The 20022-nt window shown below is 52.0% G+C and carries 20 protein-coding genes; 11 read left to right on the top strand and 9 right to left on the bottom strand.

The window, feature by feature from the left end:
- Positions 1–4: 4 nt before the first annotated feature.
- The 4 genes from ACE6ED_RS23105 to ACE6ED_RS23090 form a co-directional block, all read right to left on the bottom strand.
- A complete protein-coding gene (locus ACE6ED_RS23105; protein WP_410829786.1) occupies positions 5–1276 on the bottom strand; it encodes a bacteriocin biosynthesis protein AlbD in 1272 nt (423 codons plus the stop codon).
- On the bottom strand, positions 1269–1991 hold the full coding sequence (locus tag ACE6ED_RS23100) for an ATP-binding cassette domain-containing protein (RefSeq protein ID WP_410829785.1): 723 nt from the start codon (positions 1989–1991) through the stop codon (positions 1269–1271). The genes ACE6ED_RS23105 and ACE6ED_RS23100 overlap by 8 nt, the downstream gene beginning before the upstream one ends.
- Complete coding sequence (locus ACE6ED_RS23095; RefSeq protein WP_410829784.1) at positions 1988–2143, bottom strand: hypothetical protein; 156 nt, start codon at positions 2141–2143, stop codon at positions 1988–1990. The genes ACE6ED_RS23100 and ACE6ED_RS23095 overlap by 4 nt, the downstream gene beginning before the upstream one ends.
- 78 nt (positions 2144–2221) lie before the next feature.
- Positions 2222–2953, bottom strand: a complete 732-nt coding sequence (locus tag ACE6ED_RS23090) for a MerR family DNA-binding transcriptional regulator (protein WP_410829783.1) — start codon at positions 2951–2953, stop codon at positions 2222–2224.
- A gap of 152 nt (positions 2954–3105) precedes the next feature.
- Here ACE6ED_RS23090 and ACE6ED_RS23085 point away from each other — a divergent pair, with 152 nt between their 5' ends.
- Together ACE6ED_RS23085 and ACE6ED_RS23080 are read left to right on the top strand one after the other, a co-directional pair.
- Positions 3106–5538: an ATP-binding cassette domain-containing protein gene (locus ACE6ED_RS23085; RefSeq protein ID WP_410829782.1), complete on the top strand. Its 2433-nt coding sequence runs from the start codon at positions 3106–3108 to the stop codon at positions 5536–5538.
- A 154-nt stretch (positions 5539–5692) separates the two neighbouring features.
- Positions 5693–6271, top strand: a complete 579-nt coding sequence (locus ACE6ED_RS23080) for a DUF5823 family protein (protein WP_410829781.1) — start codon at positions 5693–5695, stop codon at positions 6269–6271.
- A gap of 19 nt (positions 6272–6290) precedes the next feature.
- On the opposite strand, the gene ACE6ED_RS23075 is transcribed toward ACE6ED_RS23080, so the two are convergent.
- The gene (locus ACE6ED_RS23075) at positions 6291–6734 is read right to left on the bottom strand and encodes a GNAT family N-acetyltransferase (protein WP_410829780.1); all 444 of its coding nucleotides are present in this window, start codon (positions 6732–6734) and stop codon (positions 6291–6293) included.
- Positions 6735–6866: 132 nt separating this feature from the next.
- Between ACE6ED_RS23075 and ACE6ED_RS23070 the strand changes: the two genes are divergently transcribed.
- The 5 genes from ACE6ED_RS23070 (at position 6867) to ACE6ED_RS23050 (ending at position 10153) form a co-directional block, all read left to right on the top strand.
- Positions 6867–7319 carry a MarR family winged helix-turn-helix transcriptional regulator gene (locus ACE6ED_RS23070; protein ID WP_410829779.1) on the top strand — a complete coding sequence of 151 codons (453 nt, stop codon included), beginning with the start codon at positions 6867–6869 and terminating at the stop codon, positions 7317–7319.
- Positions 7320–7463: 144 nt separating this feature from the next.
- Positions 7464–7724 carry a hypothetical protein gene (locus tag ACE6ED_RS23065; RefSeq protein WP_410829778.1) on the top strand — a complete coding sequence of 87 codons (261 nt, stop codon included), beginning with the start codon at positions 7464–7466 and terminating at the stop codon, positions 7722–7724.
- Positions 7725–7743: 19 nt separating this feature from the next.
- Positions 7744–8025: a hypothetical protein gene (locus ACE6ED_RS23060; protein ID WP_410829777.1), complete on the top strand. Its 282-nt coding sequence runs from the start codon at positions 7744–7746 to the stop codon at positions 8023–8025.
- Between the two features lie 282 nt (positions 8026–8307).
- The gene (locus tag ACE6ED_RS23055; protein WP_410829776.1) at positions 8308–9393 is read left to right on the top strand and encodes a suppressor of fused domain protein; all 1086 of its coding nucleotides are present in this window, start codon (positions 8308–8310) and stop codon (positions 9391–9393) included.
- Between the two features lie 232 nt (positions 9394–9625).
- Positions 9626–10153, top strand: coding sequence for a CueP family metal-binding protein (locus tag ACE6ED_RS23050; RefSeq protein WP_410829840.1), 528 nt, complete (start codon positions 9626–9628; stop codon positions 10151–10153).
- A gap of 138 nt (positions 10154–10291) precedes the next feature.
- Here the strand turns inward: ACE6ED_RS23050 and ACE6ED_RS23045 are convergent, their stop codons facing one another.
- The 3 genes from ACE6ED_RS23045 to ACE6ED_RS23035 all read right to left on the bottom strand — a co-directional run bounded on the left by ACE6ED_RS23045 (position 10292) and on the right by ACE6ED_RS23035 (position 12845).
- A complete protein-coding gene (locus ACE6ED_RS23045) occupies positions 10292–10888 on the bottom strand; it encodes a CPBP family intramembrane glutamic endopeptidase (protein ID WP_410829775.1) in 597 nt (198 codons plus the stop codon).
- A 104-nt stretch (positions 10889–10992) separates the two neighbouring features.
- A complete protein-coding gene (locus ACE6ED_RS23040) occupies positions 10993–11640 on the bottom strand; it encodes a TetR/AcrR family transcriptional regulator (RefSeq protein ID WP_410829774.1) in 648 nt (215 codons plus the stop codon).
- The gene (locus ACE6ED_RS23035; protein ID WP_410829773.1) at positions 11637–12845 is read right to left on the bottom strand and encodes an MFS transporter; all 1209 of its coding nucleotides are present in this window, start codon (positions 12843–12845) and stop codon (positions 11637–11639) included. Before ACE6ED_RS23035 ends, ACE6ED_RS23040 begins: the two co-directional genes overlap by 4 nt.
- A 638-nt stretch (positions 12846–13483) precedes the next feature.
- Here ACE6ED_RS23035 and ACE6ED_RS23030 point away from each other — a divergent pair.
- The 3 genes from ACE6ED_RS23030 to ACE6ED_RS23020 all read left to right on the top strand — a co-directional run bounded on the left by ACE6ED_RS23030 (position 13484) and on the right by ACE6ED_RS23020 (position 16326).
- Positions 13484–14410: an ABC transporter ATP-binding protein gene (locus ACE6ED_RS23030; RefSeq protein WP_410829772.1), complete on the top strand. Its 927-nt coding sequence runs from the start codon at positions 13484–13486 to the stop codon at positions 14408–14410.
- Complete coding sequence (locus tag ACE6ED_RS23025; protein ID WP_410829771.1) at positions 14407–15549, top strand: ABC transporter permease; 1143 nt, start codon at positions 14407–14409, stop codon at positions 15547–15549. Before ACE6ED_RS23030 ends, ACE6ED_RS23025 begins: the two co-directional genes overlap by 4 nt.
- Before the next feature lie 147 nt (positions 15550–15696).
- The gene (locus ACE6ED_RS23020; protein ID WP_410829770.1) at positions 15697–16326 is read left to right on the top strand and encodes a DUF1349 domain-containing protein; all 630 of its coding nucleotides are present in this window, start codon (positions 15697–15699) and stop codon (positions 16324–16326) included.
- A gap of 37 nt (positions 16327–16363) precedes the next feature.
- On the opposite strand, the gene ACE6ED_RS23015 is transcribed toward ACE6ED_RS23020, so the two are convergent.
- A complete protein-coding gene (locus tag ACE6ED_RS23015) occupies positions 16364–17209 on the bottom strand; it encodes a helix-turn-helix transcriptional regulator (RefSeq protein WP_410829769.1) in 846 nt (281 codons plus the stop codon).
- A 179-nt stretch (positions 17210–17388) separates the two neighbouring features.
- Here ACE6ED_RS23015 and ACE6ED_RS23010 point away from each other — a divergent pair, with 179 nt between their 5' ends.
- Positions 17389–19455, top strand: a complete 2067-nt coding sequence (locus tag ACE6ED_RS23010) for a beta-galactosidase (protein ID WP_410829768.1) — start codon at positions 17389–17391, stop codon at positions 19453–19455.
- Positions 19456–20022: the final 567 nt, after the last annotated feature.

Below are 20022 nucleotides of genomic sequence, written 5' to 3'. Positions count from 1 at the left end.
TTAGTTATGGCTGTTTGCATATGGCGTAATAGACAGCCCCGAACACCGGCACGATCCCGGCGCAGGAGAGCGGAAAGGGCAGCAGGAGCGGCAGCAGCAGCGGAAGGCAGTAGGCCCAGGACCGGTATTTGGCCGGATTCGTCCACAGCTTCTGTGCGGTCGTCCAATTCAAAATCGGCCTGCGTTCGTCATTCTTCAGACGGACAGCGCAGCCGGCAAGCAGCAGTTCCCAGCTAAACAGTGTTTCCGCCGCAGGCAGCGGTTCGGCATTCAGCACATACAACCCGCCCGTATTGATAAGAAAGCCAATACTCATCAGTCCAGCATAAAACACATACTTTTGCATAAACAGACGAGCCGGCGGAACGGGAAGCGACTGGAGCAGCACCCGGTCCGTTTTATCCAGCGAATAGAGCATGGCGGCCGGTGACGAAAAAAGAAGCAGAAACGCCGCAGCCGGAAGCGCTGCATCAAGTGTAAATTGGCGTGTCTCTAACAAATTGTGACAGAAAAAACCAACAAACAGAATCGTTACGGCATAGTTCAGCACCATCGGCTTCGAACCACGAAATCTTCTCCATTCTCGTTGTAAAAAAGAGTACCCGCCACGTGCAGCCGTTCCCCGGCGGCTTCGCTCGCGAACGGGAACGGGCCGGAGCAGCGTAGGATACGGTTTGACTATGATCCATAACCCATGAGCGGTGCACCAGACCGCTCCAGCGGGCGGCGCGAGCAGGATCAGCAGCAGGGCCAGCACTGCGGCACAGAGATGGATGGCCAGGCTGGCGAAGCGTTTGGCTTGGATCAAGTTCCCGGCTAATACGCCTGCAGCAACGGAATAAAGAGTCAAAAAAAGAAAAGCTCCGATCCAGTAAAGCATTTCGATCGCCGAAAGCGCTCCAGTAATCCCCAGAAACAAAGGGAGCAGCAGAAAAAACAGCGTTCTCCGCAAGCAGGTATCCACCAGGATGAAGCCTATTTCTGCGATCCAGAAGGAGCGGGAGGAAACCGGCAGCATCACTGCCAGGCTCATAAACGGCTCACGCCACTGTGCAAGCACAAACAAAATGGTAAGGTACACATTCATCAAAATTAAGGAGCCGGTGATATAGGGCTGGTCCAAAATTCGATGATCGATGCCCGCCTGCCGGATAAGCACAATTTCAAAGCAGGCAAGCGCGGCCAGTCCGATGCTCATGCGGAGCCAATCCCGCCGCTTATGTTTTCCGTAGAATTGCCGGAACAAAAGTCCCGGCAGCAAGGTATGGTTATTCATTGTGCACCACTCCAAAAAACAGGCTGTGCAAATCCTGCTTCCGGTCTACGGGCAGAGAAGCGGCAATTTGTCCCCGGTGAAGGATAAAAATATGGCTGCAAAACCGCTGCACGATCTCCAGCAAATGGGAAGAAAACAAAACGGTTCCTCCCCCTGCACAGTATTCCTGAAGCTGCTTATAAAATGTCTCAATGGCTTCCACATCGAGACCCACAAGCGGTTCATCCAGCAAAAACAAAGGAGGGCGGAGCAGAAGGCCCGTCATCAGCACGGTTTTCTGCCGGTTGCCAAGCGATAACTCACTGATCGTCCGGTCAAGGTACTGGTCACAGCAAAAAGCTTCCGCCATGCGCAGCAGGTCCAGCCGGTCAAGCGGTACGCCATACAGATTGTGAATGAACTCCACATACTGCCGCATGGTAAGCTCGTCAAACAGCAGCGGCGCGTCGGCGGCGAAATATCGGTGTTTTTTGGCGGCAAGCCACTGCTGTTCCGATGCCTCAGGTGTAATTTCCGTATCAACAATACGAAACCCGCCTGTAAAAGAGCGGCTTACTCCGCAGAGCGTATGCAGCAGCGTTGTTTTGCCTGCGCCGTTTACGCCTAAAAGTCCGTAGACCTGGCCTGAATTAAGCTGGAGCCGGGTCCCTCTTAGCACCTGCTGTCCGCTTTCGTATTCCACGGATAAATCGCGGATCTCAAGAACCGTGTTCATTTCCGCATCCCCTTCAGTGCTTTCAATCCGTACAAGGGACCCGCCGCCAGGAAAATAATACCCGAAATCCATTCGCCCTGAAAAATAAATAAAAAACCCGCGACCACGAAAACCGCGGCAACAGCAAAACGCATGATGGTATGACGGTCCATATGCGATACGCCTCCTCAACCCAAATAATATAATGTATATATGTAATATATACATTATGCACACAAGGGTCAAGTCTGTTATTTGTTTTCCTGCGGCTGCGGGGCGGTTTCTTTTGTAATGTTCGCATATTTGACCAATTCAGCGGCGCCTTCCATCTGCAGAATCAACAGCCGGTCCAGGTTATGGAGCGCCAGCTCGAAAGACCGTTCAACTTCGCTAAAGTGCCGGCTGTCGAGTTCATCAAGCAGCACCTTCATCCGGTCGATAAAAAAGACGGTTTTTCTTAAACTGACAATCACAAAAATTTTGCGGAGCTGCTTTACGTTGTACAATCGGTAGCCATTGGCGGGGTTCCGCTCGGACACAATCAGGCCTTCGGCCTCCCAATGCCGGATGGCCGAGGGGTTGACGCCGGCAAGCGCCGCGGCTTCGCCGACCGAAAGGGACGAAGTCCCTTTAATCCCCAATATTTCAGGAAAATCGGTCTGCCGGATCAGCTGCATCACTTCTTCGGTCCGCTGCTTCTCCAGCTGCAGCAGATGCATCTGCCGGTTCAGCAGCCAGCAGGCTTTGGATAACCGGTGTTCCTTCATGTGACGCATGGCTTCGTAAGCTACCGGGATATCATAACCGCGCAGGAGGGAACGGAGGGTCGTCAACGCCTGCAGGTGCTCCGGCAGATAAATCCTTCGTCCGCTATCTGTTCTCGGAATTTCGGGGAGAAGCCCCTGGTCCTCGTATCTGCGTAAAGTAGTGGTGCTCACCTGGAGCACATCGGCCACTTGCTTTGGGGTGTACCGGGTGTGCATCGCATACCTCCTGTTTAAAGTAAGACCTTAAAGTCCGGCAACAACTTTTGCCGCTCAAATTTCTTATTGTACAAGAGTTTATTATATCAAAACCGGAAGATTGCATGAATGTAGTACGATGATCGTATCCAAGTAAAATGAAGGAGGGAACGATGTTGTCCCATTTGCAAATTAGAGGCGCTAGGGAAGGCAATCTCAAAAATATATCGCTGGATATCCCGCGAAACCGGCTTGTTGTAATCACTGGCTTGTCAGGCTCCGGTAAATCGACGCTTGCAGTCGATGTCATATACCAGGAGTGCCAGCGTCAGTATCTGGAGGCGATCGGCTATCAGGGGATACGGAAGCCCGATATCGATGCCGTCCGCAACGTGTCGCCCGCCATCCGGATTACCCAGACGGAATCGAACCGTAATCCCCGCTCCACACTGGGCACGGCAACGGATATCTATACTGATTTACGGATGGTCTACGAAAAGCTGGGACGCCGGGTTTGTCCGCACTGCGGCCGCAAGGTGGACGCGGCGGACTGCCGGGAGGAGACCGAAAAGTCGGGCGGCGAATTCAGAGTGTACATGTTCTGCGCACACTGCGGCTATCGGATGGACAAGCTGACGCGCAGCCATTTTTCGTACAATACCAGAGAAGGAGCCTGTCCGGAGTGCCAAGGAATGGGGAGCAGGCTGACGCCTAATCTTAAGCGGATTCTTCATCCGGAGCAGTCGCTGGAGAACGGCGCAGTGGATTATTGGGTCGTAAATTATAAGGAATATCAGCTTGGAGTGCTGATTAAAGCGTTCCGCCATTACGGAATTCCGTATGTTCCGGACACGCCGGTGGCTGGGTTCAGCGATATCCAAAAGTCCATTTTGTATTATGGAGTGGAGCATGAATCGATTCAAGCAGCTTATCCGGATGTTCCGCTTCCCAAATCGGCATCGGAAGGGAAATTTGAGGGTGTCCTAACAACGCTGTGGCGGCGGCTTGCGGACAAGGGCGGCGATAATACGTCGGTCCGGCCTTATTTTGATTCCTGTCCATGCAGTGCCTGCAGCGGCGAACGGCTGAACGAAACGAGCCGGAACGTTACGGTAGCGGGTGCAAGGCTGCCGGAACTCAGCGGGATTTCTTTAGAAGAACTGCTGGAGTGGATCCGGAAGCTGGAGCGGGAGCTGAGCCCGGCGCAGCGTGTATTGGTGCAGGCATACACCGGCGATTTGGCCACAAAAATCGAACGGCTGATTCAGGTCGGTCTGGGTTATCTGTCCCTCGACCGGCAAAGCGTTACGCTCTCGGGCGGGGAACGGCAGCGGGTCAAGCTGGCGGCGGCGCTGCATTCCGAGCTGACCGGCGTGCTGTATATCATGGATGAACCGACAATTGGACTTCATCCGAGGGACACCCGGGGGATGATATCCGCTCTGAAGCGGCTTCGGGACGGAGGCAACAGCCTGATCTTGATTGAACACGATATCGAGGTGATGAAAGAAGCCGATTATTTGGTTGATATCGGTCCAGCCTCCGGCAAAAACGGGGGTGAAGTGATTGGAACCGGTACGCTGGAAGAACTGACGCAGCAAGTTTCGTCGGTAACCGGCGCCTACTTACGAACCTCGCTTGAGCAAAAGCCGCGCCCGCGCCGCCAAGGGGACGGAGGAAAGCTAACGATCCGGAATGCCTCGCTCCATAATTTGAAGCAGGTTCATGCGGAAATTCCTACAGGATGTCTTGTGGCCGTGACGGGGGTATCGGGTTCTGGCAAGTCCACACTGGTGTTAGATGTGCTTGCTGCGGCGGCCGAGACTCCGGGGATGAGCGGAACGGAAACGGCTGTCGTTGAAGGGCTTGGCGCTTTTCGGCAGATCGTTACGATGGAGCAAGCCGGTGTAGCGAGAATGAAGCGGTCCAACGCAGCTACCTTTTCCGGATTGTATACGGAGATCCGGGGCATTTTTGGCGCGCTTGAACAGGCGAGGGATCTAGGGCTGGATGCCCGGCACTTTTCCTTTAATACAAAAGGGGGTCGGTGTGAAGAATGCGGCGGTCTGGGCAGCGTCACCAGCAACATGCTGTTTTTTGAAGACTTGGAGGTCATTTGTCCCTCCTGCGGCGGAAATCAATTTAATGACATGGTGCTATCGGTTAAATTCCGCGACCATTCGATAAAGGACGTGCTGAACCTGCCGGTAGATGAAGCATTGAAGCTGTTTGAAGATTATCGAAAGCTGGCTCAAGGTCTGCGGCTGATCCAGGAAGTGGGACTTGGGTATCTGGAGCTCGGCCAATCGCTTACTACGTTATCGGGCGGGGAAGCACAGCGGCTGAAACTGGCCAGGGAACTGCTTGCCAGCCGGGGAAAAAGCGGATTGTATGTAATGGACGAGCCGACAACGGGACTGCATCCGGTGGATGTGGAGCATTTTCTGCGGCTGATTCACCGGATGGTGGATGCCGGCAGCACGGTTATCATTGTCGAACACAATGAGCAGGTCATTGCCGAAGCCGACTGGATTCTGGAGATGGGACCGGAAGGCGGAAACAAAGGGGGCGAACTTGTGTATGCGGGACCGCCTGCCGGACGATAGGTTTGGATAACAGCAGTTCCGCGGACCAGCAGACCTAAGACCCGATATGCTGCTAGACATGACAAGAAGAATTAAGAGAGCAAGACCGGTCAAAAATCGCCGAGTGAACTTTATTATAATGGACGAAACGCATATTTCACCGGGAGGTTAAACCATGTTTACGTTCATTAAAGAATTGATCGGGACAGGCACAGAGCTGCTCAGCTTGTTTTTCTCCGGCCTGCTTCCTGCACCTTATTATTACTGGTTTGCGGGGATCGCGGCGCTTGGCGTCGTCCAGTTGGTCCGTGAGCACCGTGCCGGTCTGACCGAAACGAATTATCCAAAACGAACGCTGCTCGAACTCCTTGTGTTCTTCGGGGGTTGGGTAGCGGCTGTGATCCTGATCCGCTTTTTGGCGGAAACGGTCAAGGGCGGAATGACGCACCAGACCCCGGACACTTATTATGAATGCGGAGCCATACTGCTGACCGCGCTTTATTGCACTTATTTTGTTGTGTTCAGCGTCCAGCGAAGCATGGACCGGCTCGATGTGAAGCAGATGGTTAGTTTTATATCCGGGTTCGCTGTCACTTACGTGCTGTATTTTGCGGCCGAACATTATTTTTCCCCGGAATGGCATCTCTCGGGGGCTTTTCAAATTCTGCTGTCCGCTGTGATGGGCGCGGCAGGGGTGGGGCTTAGAGCGATTTGGGAAATTCAACTGGAGGAGCGGGAAGCGGAGGCTGCTTGATGAATCGCAGCCGCCGGACCTAAGCGAATTGGCGCAGCTCTTTTGTCAGCAGCACATGGGGAATTCCATCTTCCATAAACACTTCCGAATCCGTATGGTAACCCAGCTTGTGATAAAAGCCCTCGGCCTGGGTTTGGCCGTGCAGCAGCACCCGTCCCCGCCCTTCCTTCACAGCGATCTCCTCAAGCGTGCTTATGATTACCCGCCCCAGGCCGTATTGACGGTAAGGGGCAAGCACGCAAATCCGTTCCAGCTTGCCGGCATTCCCGTAGGGTCTGATTCTTCCTGTTCCGGCAGGCTCCCCATTATAAAACACCAAAATATGCTTGCACTCCGCATCCGGCAGATCATATTCATCAAATTCGTCCTCCAACGGGACATGCTGCTCCTTCACAAACACTTCGGTCCGGATATGACGGGCATGCTGCCATTCTTCCTCGTTATTGATAAATTGCACTTGCATTCCATATGCCCCTTTCTTATTCTTTAATTGAAGATACCCGTGCAGGCGCGGGCGGCGATTAGACAAAAGTTGCTGGATTGATTATATCGCGAGGTCTAATTGTTGTAAATACAACATAGTGCGAGGTAGAGTATGTCGGATATATTGAGAGAAATCGGAATGATCGCCAGAGCGCTCGATTCCATCAGCAACATCGAATTCAAGGGACTTGACCTCACTAAGGGCCAATATTTGTACCTGGTGCGGGTGTGCGAGCATCCTGGAATCATCCAGGAAAAACTGGCCGAAATGCTCAAAGTGGACCGGACAACGGCAGCAAGAGCGGTGCAAAAACTGGAGCTGCAAGGGTTCGTAACACGGCGGGGCGATGCGGACAACAAAAAAATCAAACGGATTTATCCGACGGAGCGGGGGGAGCAGGCGTATCCTTTTTTGAAAAGAGAGGGGGAGCATTCCTGTGCCGTTGCTTTGTCGGGGATCGCGGATGAGGAGGCCGAACGTTTATTGGCACTGCTGAAACAAGTCCGGCGCAACGTTGAAGCGGATTGGGAGTTTGTAAAAAAGGGAGGCAAGCGGAATTATTAACGCCTGGCGCAAACCATTTTTGGAGGAGGCGGCGTTCATGAAGTCAAGCGTTGGGAGTGTCCTTTTGCTGCTGCTGGTCATTTTATCAGGCTGTAGCGGGTCAACCCAAGGAAATCCTGAGTCGGGCGGCAGTGAGACTGGGCAATGAATTTTGTCGTTTGGGACGGGAAAGCTTACGAAATCGTTGACGAGGAAGTGCCGCAGGACGCCATTTCTGACAAAATTGGTGAGGTCACGTTATATTCGGATCAAGAAGGCGTATATTCGGACGGGTTCTCCAACAAGCTGCCGGAAGGTACCGTGTTATATGCTGTAAAAGACACGGATACATCCGAATACATCGCCGTCTCTCTGGCGGACGGACGTTATGGCAAAGCAATCAGCCGGGGCAAATACAGCGGATAACTGTTATTAGGAGGTAGTGATGAACATTCATTTGGTGCTTGTGCTCCCGTCGGGGGAAGGGATGCAAAAAACATACCGGTCTACGATTCGGCCGGTGGCGGGTGACGTCATTGACGATCCGGGGTTTGACCCTGCTTTTCATAACGGGTATGAAGTGGTAAAAGTCACGCTAAATTACGCTTCGGAGGAATGTTGGGTTTCGCTTGCCCCGCTGGCGATAGAAGTGCAGTATCTGGGGTTGGAGGCGTATGTGGAGAAGCTTCGCGCACACGGCTGGAAGGCGGTTAGCAGGGAAGTTTGAGCAGGCGGGAAGCATACTTGTCTGAAAGCGTAGGTGAACAGTCTGAAGACGCAGGTGCTGCGTCAGCCTGCAGCTATCGTTTAAAAGTGAGGCTGGAATATGTACACGGGGCCTTTTTCCTAAAATCCAGGTGAAATCTATAACTTTGTTACTCTTTTGCGCAAACGGCCAATAAGCTTCCGGTTGGTTGACTATCGTGCTCCAGATGGTAAGATAATCGCGTTCCGCTGTGGTCCATTCATCGCAGCCCTTATTAAATCTTACGATATGGAGGCGGTAAGCTTGAGTAACGAAAATGAGATCCTGGTGCAAAGCTGGTCGCCTGTAAGCAACATTCAAGCGTTTGCCGAAGCCGCGGAAGACAACGTCTATTTCTACCTGTGGATTCACCCGGGAAGCGAATACGCTTCCGTCCGCAGCTGCTGGGTATGCAATACCCGTAAAGCGCCGGCTGAACTTGACATGCAGGCAATGGAAGAAGGGCGTGCGCCGATGATGCCCGCCGAATTTTGCACCCATCCTGAAGGCGTTGCACCGCCAAGCGAAGAGTCGCTCGAAATCGTCTGGTTCGAAGAAGGGGATGCGGCTGCGCTGGTGCAGGACGGCAGCCTGCTGGCAGTGATTCCCGGCTGGTCGGGCGAAGGTTTCTATGGTTATTCCCGTTACTGTGCCAAAGAAGGTCCGTTCGCCTGGCCGCTTCGTGAAGCTGAGCCGGTGCTGGCGGCAAGGACGGAGGCCAGCCGCCGTTTTTGGGCATCGTTTGACGAGAACACTTGGCCGGAGGTCCAGCAGGGGCAGCTGCAAGCCTTGGAATCCTATCTAGGCGTCCCGCATGAGAAGTATTTTGCCATTGATGGGGGAGAGTGGCCGCCAAAAGCGTTGATTACCGCCCGGTCGGGAGATGTGCAGTATGCCTTCACAATTGGAGTAGGTTTGATCCCGCAGCCGGGAGTGGAGGAGCAGCATCAGGAGGAAGCGCCGCTATTCCGCCGGATTGAACTGGCGTTCGCCAAAAAAGAGCAGGCACCGGGAGACTGGATGTCTATGCTCAGTTATTTGTCGGGCCAGGCCGGGCTGCCCTGGGGCCAGCTGACTTGGCTTGGGCATGGACACACGCTGCCGTGCGACCTGATTCCCGGGTTTGAAGCACTTTTGTTCGTTAATGCTAATGTAATACCGGGCCTGCCGTCTCCCGAGCTGCAGCCCATTCGCGGCGAACGAATCAACCTTTTGTGGGCTATTCCGCTCACTGCCGAAGAATATGCAGCAGCCAGGGAAAAGGGCAGCCAAACGCTGATTGAACAGTATAAAGGCGATCTGCGCCTGCTGCCGGTTTTTTCAGGGAAAGCCAAATTTATCGGAAACTAAATCGTAGCGCGGTAGACGTTGACGGGGGCTGCAGTCCGCCAAATGATGCCTGTTAGCTCGGCTGTGCACTTCAGCCCGTTCTGTCACAAAATCCTTCAAGTGCCGTATGCTTTGGCCCTTTGTTATCCTCTATAATAGAATACGGCACTTGAAGGACAAGTCCTTAACAGTGATCTGTCCTTAACGAGAATCGAGTTTCGGTGAAAGGCAGGGAGCGGCATTGAATAAAAAAATGGGATGGACCGCAGCCGCGGCGGCGGTGATTTTGGCAGGGGGACTTGGTATCTGGAGTCTTGCCGGCAATAAGGAATCTACGGAATTGTCCAAGCAGGAGATCAAGCAGATGGTGAGAGGCTACAGCGCCCGCACGCTCCAGGCGGAGTCGGCGTCGATTTCTTCGCATCAGCTGACGGTGGTCTCACAGGACCGCAAAGAGTCGGTGATTGATTTGCCCAAAGACGAGTTTTTTGTATCCATTGCGCCATATATCGAGCAGACGCATCCTTGCGCAATCCACAGCTTGACCGGCTGTCAGGGTGAACTGGGGAATCAGCCGTTTGAAGTGACGGTTACGGACGAAGACGGCCAGACCGTGGTTGAAGATACCATGCAGTCCTACGATAACGGATTTATTGATCTGTGGCTGCCCCGCAACGGGACTTATGAAGTCACGATCAAGCATGATGGCAAAAGCAGTACGGCGAAGATCACCACCAACGAAGGCGACAACACCTGTGTTACTACTATGCAGTTGACTTGATGTCGGGAACATGTGGACAATTCAAACGAAAAAGCCGGACCCTTGCGAGAAATGTCCATCATTCACTCGTCAATGAGATCGGCTTTTTGGTTTGGCGCAAAACTGCCTGAGAACGAACGATCGATCGATCGATGGCCGTCAGCGCAGGCTTTTAAGCAGATTGTATTTGTAGAGCAGCGTAATTCCGATATTCATGACCACATGAACGATAATCGGGACGAGCAGATTGTCCGCGGCAAAATAAATCCAGCCAAATAGAAGGCCCGGGATGGTTATAGTTGCCAGCATCAGCGGTTTTTTGAAATACTGGACATGGAAGACGATGAACAGAACGGAAGCTAAAATAATGGCCGCCCATTCAGAGCCGGTGAACTTTAGCAGCACATTTTGAACGATCCCCCGGAAGAGCATTTCCTCAAATATCCCTGCGAGCATCATAAAGCCAATAATATAGGGAACCGTCATTTTGGTATATGCCTTGTTTCCTTCGTCGATCTGCCGGTCGGGAACGAGAAAAGCGAACAGGATGCCAAGCAGCAGCAAACCTACGGAACCAGCCAAAGTGTATCCGAGCAGTTGAGCCGGCTGGCGGAAGCTGAACAGCTGCTGCAGCGTCAACACCTCAGACCATACCAGCACGAACAGAATCGTAGCCGAAAGGAAACTAAGCGACAGAAACCCAATCAAGGTATCTTTTGACTGTGGGGCATGCGGCTCAGCCGTGGATCGGTTCATTGCAATACATCCCTCTTTCTGCGTCTGAAATTCAATAAAGAAGCACAAGCAGCCTGCCCTTGGCAGTAAAGTTTACCAGTACTCACTCGGCATAACTGGATTGTTTAAACGCCCGGGCTTACGAATTCCAGAATCATTTTCACAAAACGTTCCCCCATCTGTGTGTCCGACGCTAGATTCGGAGTAGTGGCGACTGGGCGGAGACTGCGTTTTTGAAGTACGGCCATCATCGCCGTAAAAATAAACCGGCTGGTTTCCAGCGGTTCCAGTCCGGGAGCCAGCGATCCGTCCGCAATCCCGGCTTCGAGCGGGTCGACGAGGAAATTCCGTTCAATTTTGGTGCGCACAAATTCACTGTACCGGGAGTGAAGCGCGGAATCGGAGGCGGCTGCATCAAAGTGCACATCAAACAGCAAAATAAACTTCATATCGTCAGGCTGCCTGCCGGCATAATCAACCCAGGCTTCAAGCATGTCCTTCAGCCGTTCCCGCCCGCTGCGTTCCTTCCCATCTGCGGCTCCAACCTGGGCGGTCATCCGCTCCAGTATATCAATCTGCAGTTCGAGAATCAGTTCATCCATAGACTGAAAGTTCTTGTAAAAGGTGACCCGGCTGACACCAGCAGCCGCGCATAATTCGGTTATTTTGACATTCAGCATGCCACGGCGGACCAGCACGTCTTTGGCTGCAGCAAGCAGGTCTTCCCGGTGTTTGCTCCGCTGCCGCTGATGCCATGTATTGGTATGAGTCATGATTTTGTCATCCGTTTCTCTCCGTTTGCCGGAAGTTGTAAGGTTAGGACAAGAGACGCCACTAGAATAAAAGCACCCAAAATATAGGGCAAATTCAGGTGGATGTCAAATAAATAACCTGCAAATACAGGGCCGATGACGTTGCCAAGACTCGTATAGGTCGTATTCAAACCGGAAGCATAACCCTGACGGTCACCTGCCGCATTGGAGATCAGCGTGCTGACGGTTGGGCGCAGCATGGCGTTAAACGCAAAAAACAATGCGGACACGCCCAGCAAAAATACCCAGTTTACCGGAACCAGCATCAGCAGCAGGGCGGCGGCCGACATTACAAGCGAAGTCCGGATGACTTTTTGTTCGCCGAACCGGTGAACCACCCGGGCGAGCAGACCTACCTGCATAACCATACCGACGACAGCGCCAATCGTAATGATGATTGAAATTTCCCGGGCGCCAAGCGCATACTTTTGTTCCGCAAAAAGGGCATAGACAGTCTCGTAATTAACGAGGCCGAAGGTCATAACCAATATGAGGACCAAGTAGCGGAAATAAGGCGTCCGGAACGATTCGGTCACTTGTTTCCAGAGCGGTGTTTTGGGTGCGGGACGACTTACTTGAGGAGCCGCAGCTTGTCTGGAAGTTTGCTTGCTCTCGGGGAGCAGCAGGGTAAGGGCTGCAGCAGCCAAACTCAAACACGCGGCAAAATAATAAGGGACTCGGATTCCATACTCTGCAATAAGCCCGCCGATTCCCGGTCCGAGTACCATGCCGAGATTCATCGACGCGCTGAAATAGCCCATACCGGCTGCACGTGTTTCGGGTGTTGTCCGGTCAGCGACATAAGCCAGATTGGCCGGAACCATTAGTCCAAGGCCGATCCCGCCGATAAATCGCGCGGCATAAAGCAGGGACAGCGACGAAGCGACAGCGAACAGTAAATCGGACAGAAAGGTCAGGATCAGGCCGGCAAAAATCAGTTTTTTGCGGCCCAGCTTATCGGACAGCTGACCGCCGATCGGCGAAAACAGGAACTGGGCCGCGCCAAAAGCGGCTACCAGGTAACCGGCGGCCGTACCGGCGGCGCCGAACTCTTTTAAATAATCAGGCAGAATCGGGATAACCATCCCTTGGCCCAGCAGAGCGATAAACATGTTAAGCATCAGGATGTGCAGGGCGAATTTCGGGTTAGACAGACGTACTTTCATGATCACGGACTCCTTATTCATAAAGGTTTACAGTATGTAAAGTTTACAATATGTAAGTGATTATAAGCGCAGAGTTCAGGAATGTAAACCATCTCCAGCGAATCGATTACTCGCTTGTGTGCTGATGGATGGACTGGCTGGAGGAGGACGGCGGTGACGGGATCGGAAGGAGCAGGAGGAACGGGAGGACCAGGAAAATCAGGAGAATCAGGAGAATCAGGAGGAGTAGGAGGAGCAGGAGGAACGGGCGGTTCGCGAAGCTTCTGTTATGATTAAAAGTGTTGACTTATCCAAAGAAAATAACTATATTATAGTTAGTAAATGATTAATAAACAGAAGCGGAAGACAAACCCCTAGGGAAGAATTAAATTATAACTATTTTTCAGAACCTTTATCTTTAATTTAAGATAAATTCCCGGCGGTTTGACTTTGATTTGTTTATGCCCTGCGGTGATCCATACATAGGAGAGGAAGAATATAGTTTTCAGAAGGCCGCAGAGCTCCCCAACCATCGAGGGTAAGGGACATGCGGTCTTTTTATCATTAAATGGGAGAAATGTAACTGCTTATCACCCTAAGCTCGCTTATACTCTGTTTGGCGAAGAGTCCGAATGAAAATGAAACTGGGAGTGACCAGGTTGAGCAGAGCGGCGCTCGAAATCACAGAGCTGGATAAAAGCTTTGGCAGTACCAAGGTATTGGACGGGTTATCGTTCTCCGTTCATCAAGGAGAAATCTTCAGTCTGCTCGGCCCGAATGGAGCGGGAAAAACCACAACCATCCAGTTAATTTCAGGCATGATGGAAGCGGACAGGGGAACCATCGCGATTAACGGCGAGTATATACAGCCGGAGTCCAACGGCAGCGGCCGAATCGGAGTTTGTACACAGGAAATCCAGCTGTGGCCACTGTTAACCTGTGAAGAACAACTTTATTTTGCAGGCAATTTGTACCGGATGAACCCGGGTGTCATTAAAAAACGCGCAGCCATGTTGCTGGAACAGGTAGGATTATCGGATAAACGCAAAGTGCTTGCAAAAAACTTATCCGGCGGCATGCAGCGGCGTCTTCATCTTATCATGTCGGTGATGCATGATCCTGAATTGGTGATTTTGGACGAACCGGAGGCAGGGCTGGATCCGCAGAGCCGGGTACTCGTCAGAGAGTTCATCCAATCCTTATCCGGTACCGCAACGGTGCTGCTGACTACGCATAACATGGATGAAGCCGAAAGAATGTCCTCAAGAGTTGCTGTTATGGATAAAGGAAAAGTTCTAGTGTGTGATACGCCGGACGAACTGCGCCGCAGCTTCGCGCCTGAAGAAACACTTGAGGTCCTGTTCCCGGAACCGGTTAAGCCGTTCCCCGAGCTGAACTCGGCTGTTTATACAATCCGTTATGAAGCGAACCGCGTAACCATCAGAGGCAGCCGATTAACCGAAGCCGTCCCGGGTCTGCTGCGCAAGCTGTCTTCCTTGTATGGGAATCCGGTAACGTTTAGTCTAAGACAAAGCACACTGGAGGACGTGTTCATCAAGCTGACAGGAAGGAGCTTGAGAGAATGAGATGGCGGGCGGTTTTCCGGAAAGGCCTGGTGGAGCAGTTTCGCGATTACAAAGCCACGGCTTTGACTGTTTTGTCTCCGATTGTGTTTATCCTTATTTTTGGACTGGCCTTTGGTCAAGGATTCTATACATATACTCTGGCCATTTCCAATGATGATTCAGGCATGCTCGGCCAAGGATTGGTCCGTGAGATGGAGAGCAGCCGTTACCCGAACGGGAACAAGCTGTTTAAAGTCGCAGCCGTCGATTATAATCATGAACAGCTGAAAGAACAGGTTCGTAAGGGCATCTATGAAGCGCATCTGTATATCCCGCCCGGCTTCAGTGAATCGCTGCAAAAGGATGCGGGTACAAGCCCCGCTGCGGTTTCGATCATGGGGAATCCATCGAAGCTAACCTACAATTTTATCAGCAGTTTTGTTGAGAACTATATCCACAATTTCGTCTGGGCTCACGGAATCCATGGAAGCCCAGTTCAAATTCAATATGATGAAACAAGCGAAGCCAAGGTGAAATCCGAATTTGAGAATATGGCCCCGGGACTTATGATTTTTTCGGTGTTTTTTCTGCTGATTCTCAGTTCCATGGCAATCACTAAGGAAGTGGAGAACCGCACCATTCAGCGCATAGTACGGTCAAAAGTCAGCGCGTTTGAGTACTGCACGGGGATCTGCCTGTCACAACTGGTGCTTGCGGCGATTATGCTGCCGCTAGTTTTTGCTTCTGCTGTCTTGCTTGGTTTTTCCTCCTCCGGCTCCTATCTTCTGGCGTATCTAGTCAGTCTCGTAGCGACGTTCTCGGCGATTGGGATCGGTCTTATCATCGCGGCGTTCTGCAAAACCTCCCTTGAAGCCTTTATAATCGGCAATGTTGTCGTAACCCCGATGATGTTTCTGGCTGGGATCTTCTTTAAAATTCCGCCGGTCCGCTTATTTTCGGTAATGGGGAAAGAAATAGAGCTGCTTACCTTTGTGCCCACTCTGGATGCGGTTAGCGCCATGAATAAAATTTTGCTCGGGAATGCCGGTTTCACTGGAATCCTGCCGGAATTTATTGTTCTTGTTTTGTTGTCCTCGGGTTATTTTACACTCGGCGTTTACCTCTTTAGCCGGCGTTATATGCGCAGAACTGGTGTTTAACATAATATCCAAGGCGGCTGATGTTGTAAGCTGGCGGCGGTTAAGAGTGAGGACATGCCATTCCCCCTGGAGGCTGTTGGCGGGTTATAATGGAAGGGGGTATCCCTTTAAATAGACTGACAGGATATAGACGGAAGGAGTTTTACAGTGGCAGAGCAAATTTTGCTGGATGAACAATTTGTAGGTGAGAACATGAACCAGCGGCTGAAGTGGTTTTGTCCGCCGCAAGATTGGAGGTTGAATGCTTCGCCTGCAGGACTGGCCGTAATTACGGCGCGTAACACGGATTTTTGGCAAAATACGCACTACGGATTTCAGCCGGATAACGGACACTTATTATACATGGACGTATCGGGGGATTTCCGGGTCACGGCCAAAGTCCGTTCCCAGCCGGCGAACCGTTATGACCAGGCGGGAGTGATGATCCGCTATTCCAGCAGCACCTGGGTCAAAAGCTCCGTGGAGTATATCCCGGACGCCAGCAGCAAGCTGGGCGCGGTTGTGACGAACCGCGGTTATTCCGACTGGTCGATCCAAGCGTATACGGAGGAGGAGCATTCTCTTTATCACCGGATCACAAAGCAAAAAAGCACTTTTTATGTAGAATACTCCCTGGATGGAGACGTGTGGAATCTGATCCGGATGGCGCATCTTGAGGATGCCGCTGGTACGGCCCAGGCGGGTATCTATGCATGCAGTCCGCAGGGCGAAGGGTATGAACCGGTGTTTGAGCTGCTCCGCATTGAACAAATCGACGAGCAAACCAAGGTGTATTAATTTAATCAGCCTACCCGGCCAGTTCGGCAGCTGAGGCTTAGACTTTATGAAGACTCCGGAATTGACCGGGTGACATCCCTTCCTGCCGCCGAAAGCAGGTTACAAAATAGCTGCTCTGCGCGAAACCTGTATCGGCGGCGATTTGTTTGATGGACAGGTTGGTTGCGATCAGGAGCTGTTTGGCATTTAGCAGCCTTGACTCTGCCAGGAAATCCGGGAAAGACATCCCGAACGTATGACTGAATTTCCGGCTGAAGTAATGCGGAGAATAACCGGCAAGGGCGGCTGCCTGTTTCAGCGTGAACGGCTCGCTGCTGTGGGAACGAATGTAGTTGGCGGCTGCACGAATTTTATCGGCGGCTTGACTGACCGGCACATTGAGCTGGTCCGCTGTAGTCTGCAGCCGGGTCAAAAATTCATATAATACCGCGGCGGCCTGACATTCATCATCCACTTGATAAGACCTCCCTAACTGCAGCAGGCGTTCCATCAAACGCTCCAGGGAGGGGAGGTCGGACACGCTGAACAGCCAAGGTTCATCCAGTCCTCTGCTGTTTAATAATTCCTCCAGATGTACACCAAAAAAATGAATCCACCGGACATCCCAGGGATCTGCCGAATCCGAACGGTACGTCTGCCTCAGACCGGGGCCGTATATAAAGCCCTGTCCCCGCGTTAATTCATAGGTTTTACCCTCCGTGTACAAAAAGCCTTTCCCGCCCAAAACGAGATGCAGATTATAATTGCGGTCCAGGTCGTTTTCCTTGGTCCGGTATTCCCGGTTTACGGTGTGTTCCGGGTAATGGCTGTACCCTCCAATAAAATCAGGAAAGCAGACATGTCTTTGAAACAGCGGCTTGGGAAAAAAGATGTGTTCCCTCATGCGGCACCTCATAGATCAGCAAGATTTTAATACATTATATCTTGATAATCTCCGCTGTAAAGATCTCTTACCAAAACGAAAAGACAAGATTTTAAAACAATTCGCATGATTTTGGGATTCGAATCCGCCCGTCAGTCTTCTACAATGAAGGTGAGATTATCGGGCAGGAGGCAGATGTAATGACAAAATCCATACAAACCGACCAGCTGCGGCTGGGCGTGTGCTACTATCCGGAGCATTGGCAGGAGGAGCTGTGGGCCGACGATTTTCGGCGGATGCGGGAAATGAATATTTCGGTGGTCCGGATGGCCGAATTTGCATGGTCTATTTTTGAACCGGAAGAAGGGCGATTTGATTTTACCTTTTTTAGACGTGTGATGGATCTTGCGCACAGCTTTGGCATTCAGGTGATTTTGGGCACGCCGACGGCGACGCCGCCCGCCTGGTTGACGCATAAGTATCCCGAAGTGCTGAATGCCAGCGTGGAAGGGGTCTTATACCGGCACGGCATGCGGCGCCACTACAATTACAGCAGCCCGAAATACAGGGAGCTGAGCGCGCGAATCGTGCGGAATATGGCCGAAGCTTATAAAGACCATCCCGCGGTGATTGGCTGGCAGATGGATAACGAGCTTAACTGTGAAATCAATGTGTTTTATGCCGAAGCTGATCATGCTGCATTCCGGGAATGGCTGAAAGGAAAGTACGGAACGCTAGAGAATTTGAACCAGGCATGGGGCACGGTGTTTTGGAACCAGACGTACACCAGCTGGGAACAGGTGTATCTCACCCGGCCTATGGTAAATCAATCGCCGAATCCGCATCTGGCATTGGACGAAAAACGGTTCATCTCCGCCAACACGATTGCTTTTGCCAAACTGCAGGCAGATATCATCCGGGAGCTGGCTCCCCGTCATTGGATTACGACCAACGGAACGTTTGGTCATCTTGACAGTCATGAGTTGACGGACAGCGTACTGGATTTCTTTTCCTATGATTCCTATCCGCAGTTCTCAACGTTATCTGCCGATGAAGAGGAACACCCGCTCAGGGACCGTGCCTGGAGCATGAACTTATCCAATGTCCGTTCCATTTCGCCGAACTTTTGCGTGATGGAGCAGCAGTCGGGCCCCGGCGGCTGGGTGGACCGGATTGGAATGGGTACGCCGAAACCAGGCCAAATCCGTTTGTGGTCTTATCAGTCGGTTTTGCACGGAACAGATCTGCTGGTTTATTTCCGCTGGCGTACGGCAACATTCGGTACGGAAATCTATTGGCACGGGATTAACGATTACCATAACCGTCCGAACCGCCGGGTGAAGGAGGTGGCACAGGTCGGCCGGGAGTTTGAACAAATGGGCTCCATTATCGCAGGCACTACCTACGCTGCCGACGTAGCCATCATGCAGGACTATGATAATACCTGGGACGGGGAATTGGACACCTGGCATGGGCCGCTGCAATGGCAGAGCAGACGAGCCTGGTTCAAACAGCTTCAGTACCGCCACATTCCGGTTGATGTGATCACGCTGCGATCTTCGACTACCCTGGAGGATTTAGCAAAATATAAGCTAATCGTCTATCCGCACCCGGCGATTATGACAGATGAGACTGCCGGGCTGCTGCGGGCGTACGTGGAGCAGGGCGGCAAGCTGTTTTTTGGCGCCCGTACAGGCTATAAAAATCCGAACGGGCACTGCTATATGCGTCCATTCCCGGGACCGGCTGCGGAGCTGTGCGGAATCACGGTCGAAGATTTTACGCTGATCAAGGGGACGATTCGTCCGGCAGAGCTGGAATGGGAGAATGGTGTTGGCCAAACATCAGGCGGAACCCAAACCGTGGGCTTTAATGAGGTGCTGAAAATCGAACATGCGGACACGGAAGTGATCGCCAGATACAGCACCGAATATTACGCAGGAGAACCGGCGCTAACAAGACGTAACGTAGGCAGCGGACAGGTCTGGTATTACGGGGCCGCTTACAGCGAACCTGTTGTGGATGCGCTAATTAATGAAGCCGGACTGAAATCTCCAGTGCAGGATTGGCTTGAACTTCCGGCCGAGGTAGAGCTGGGGATACGTGCTGTAGGGGACCGGAGTTTTATATTTTTGTTAAATTATGCGGAGAAGCCGGCGCACCTTCGGCTAAAGAAAGCTGCTTATGACCTGCTTACAGGAACAGACCTCGGAGTTGAAACGGAGCTGGCTCCTTACGGTGTGATGATCCTGGAAGTAAGAGGATGACTGCCTGAACGGCAAACAGGTGGATCAGACAAACAGGTGGATTAGCAAACAGGTGGATTAGCAGACAAGTTGGCCAACAGACTGGCTGGCCTGAGCAGACTAGCTGATCTAAGCACACTAGCTGATCTAAGCAGACTGGCTGATCTAAGCAGGCTGGCTGGCCTAAGCAGGCTAGCTGATCTAAGCAGACTAGCTGATCTAAGCAGACTAGCTGATCTAAGCAGACTGGCTGATCTAAGAGACTAGCTGATCTAAGCAGATAGGCTGACCTAAGCAGACAGAAGGATCGCTGAAATACGCAACTTTTGCGGCAGCGGCGGTCCATAGGCGAACCGGCCTTTTAACATGAACCAAGCTCTTGCCTCCGCTAACGAGGCAAGAGCTTGTGTTGTTTATAAGCAGAACTAGGGGGGGAAGCAAACTGTAAATTAAGGAAACCATCTGGTGAAATATGAGCTATTAGACGAAGATACGAGATAACAGACCGTGAGTGGGAAGTCGTTCAGATGTTTTTACCGCCAGCATGAAAATCACAAGGAGGTGGAACACCTAAAGACTGTCGCCAGT

It is taken from the genome of Paenibacillus nanchangensis, assembly GCF_046543445.1.
Lineage (GTDB): Bacteria > Bacillota > Bacilli > Paenibacillales > Paenibacillaceae > Paenibacillus_AQ > Paenibacillus_AQ nanchangensis.
Note: the sequence above shows the minus strand (reverse complement) of the source record. Positions and strands in the feature narration are given on the sequence as shown.

Excerpts from the sequence above, each read along its gene's own strand:
- ACE6ED_RS23105 (WP_410829786.1), bottom strand. The coding sequence starts at position 1,276 with ATGAATAACCATACCTTGCTGCCGGGACTTTTGTTCCGGCAATTCTAC.
- ACE6ED_RS23100 (WP_410829785.1), bottom strand. The coding sequence starts at position 1,991 with ATGAACACGGTTCTTGAGATCCGCGATTTATCCGTGGAATACGAAAGC.
- ACE6ED_RS23095 (WP_410829784.1), bottom strand. The coding sequence starts at position 2,143 with ATGGACCGTCATACCATCATGCGTTTTGCTGTTGCCGCGGTTTTCGTG.
- ACE6ED_RS23090 (WP_410829783.1), bottom strand. The coding sequence starts at position 2,953 with ATGCACACCCGGTACACCCCAAAGCAAGTGGCCGATGTGCTCCAGGTG.
- ACE6ED_RS23085 (WP_410829782.1), top strand. The coding sequence starts at position 3,106 with ATGTTGTCCCATTTGCAAATTAGAGGCGCTAGGGAAGGCAATCTCAAA.
- ACE6ED_RS23080 (WP_410829781.1), top strand. The coding sequence starts at position 5,693 with ATGTTTACGTTCATTAAAGAATTGATCGGGACAGGCACAGAGCTGCTC.
- ACE6ED_RS23075 (WP_410829780.1), bottom strand. The coding sequence starts at position 6,734 with ATGCAAGTGCAATTTATCAATAACGAGGAAGAATGGCAGCATGCCCGT.
- ACE6ED_RS23070 (WP_410829779.1), top strand. The coding sequence starts at position 6,867 with ATGTCGGATATATTGAGAGAAATCGGAATGATCGCCAGAGCGCTCGAT.
- ACE6ED_RS23065 (WP_410829778.1), top strand. The coding sequence starts at position 7,464 with ATGAATTTTGTCGTTTGGGACGGGAAAGCTTACGAAATCGTTGACGAG.
- ACE6ED_RS23060 (WP_410829777.1), top strand. The coding sequence starts at position 7,744 with ATGAACATTCATTTGGTGCTTGTGCTCCCGTCGGGGGAAGGGATGCAA.
- ACE6ED_RS23050 (WP_410829840.1), top strand. The coding sequence starts at position 9,626 with ATGGGATGGACCGCAGCCGCGGCGGCGGTGATTTTGGCAGGGGGACTT.
- ACE6ED_RS23045 (WP_410829775.1), bottom strand. The coding sequence starts at position 10,888 with ATGAACCGATCCACGGCTGAGCCGCATGCCCCACAGTCAAAAGATACC.
- ACE6ED_RS23040 (WP_410829774.1), bottom strand. The coding sequence starts at position 11,640 with ATGACTCATACCAATACATGGCATCAGCGGCAGCGGAGCAAACACCGG.
- ACE6ED_RS23035 (WP_410829773.1), bottom strand. The coding sequence starts at position 12,845 with ATGAAAGTACGTCTGTCTAACCCGAAATTCGCCCTGCACATCCTGATG.
- ACE6ED_RS23025 (WP_410829771.1), top strand. The coding sequence starts at position 14,407 with ATGAGATGGCGGGCGGTTTTCCGGAAAGGCCTGGTGGAGCAGTTTCGC.
- ACE6ED_RS23015 (WP_410829769.1), bottom strand. The coding sequence starts at position 17,209 with ATGAGGGAACACATCTTTTTTCCCAAGCCGCTGTTTCAAAGACATGTC.
- ACE6ED_RS23010 (WP_410829768.1), top strand. The coding sequence starts at position 17,389 with ATGACAAAATCCATACAAACCGACCAGCTGCGGCTGGGCGTGTGCTAC.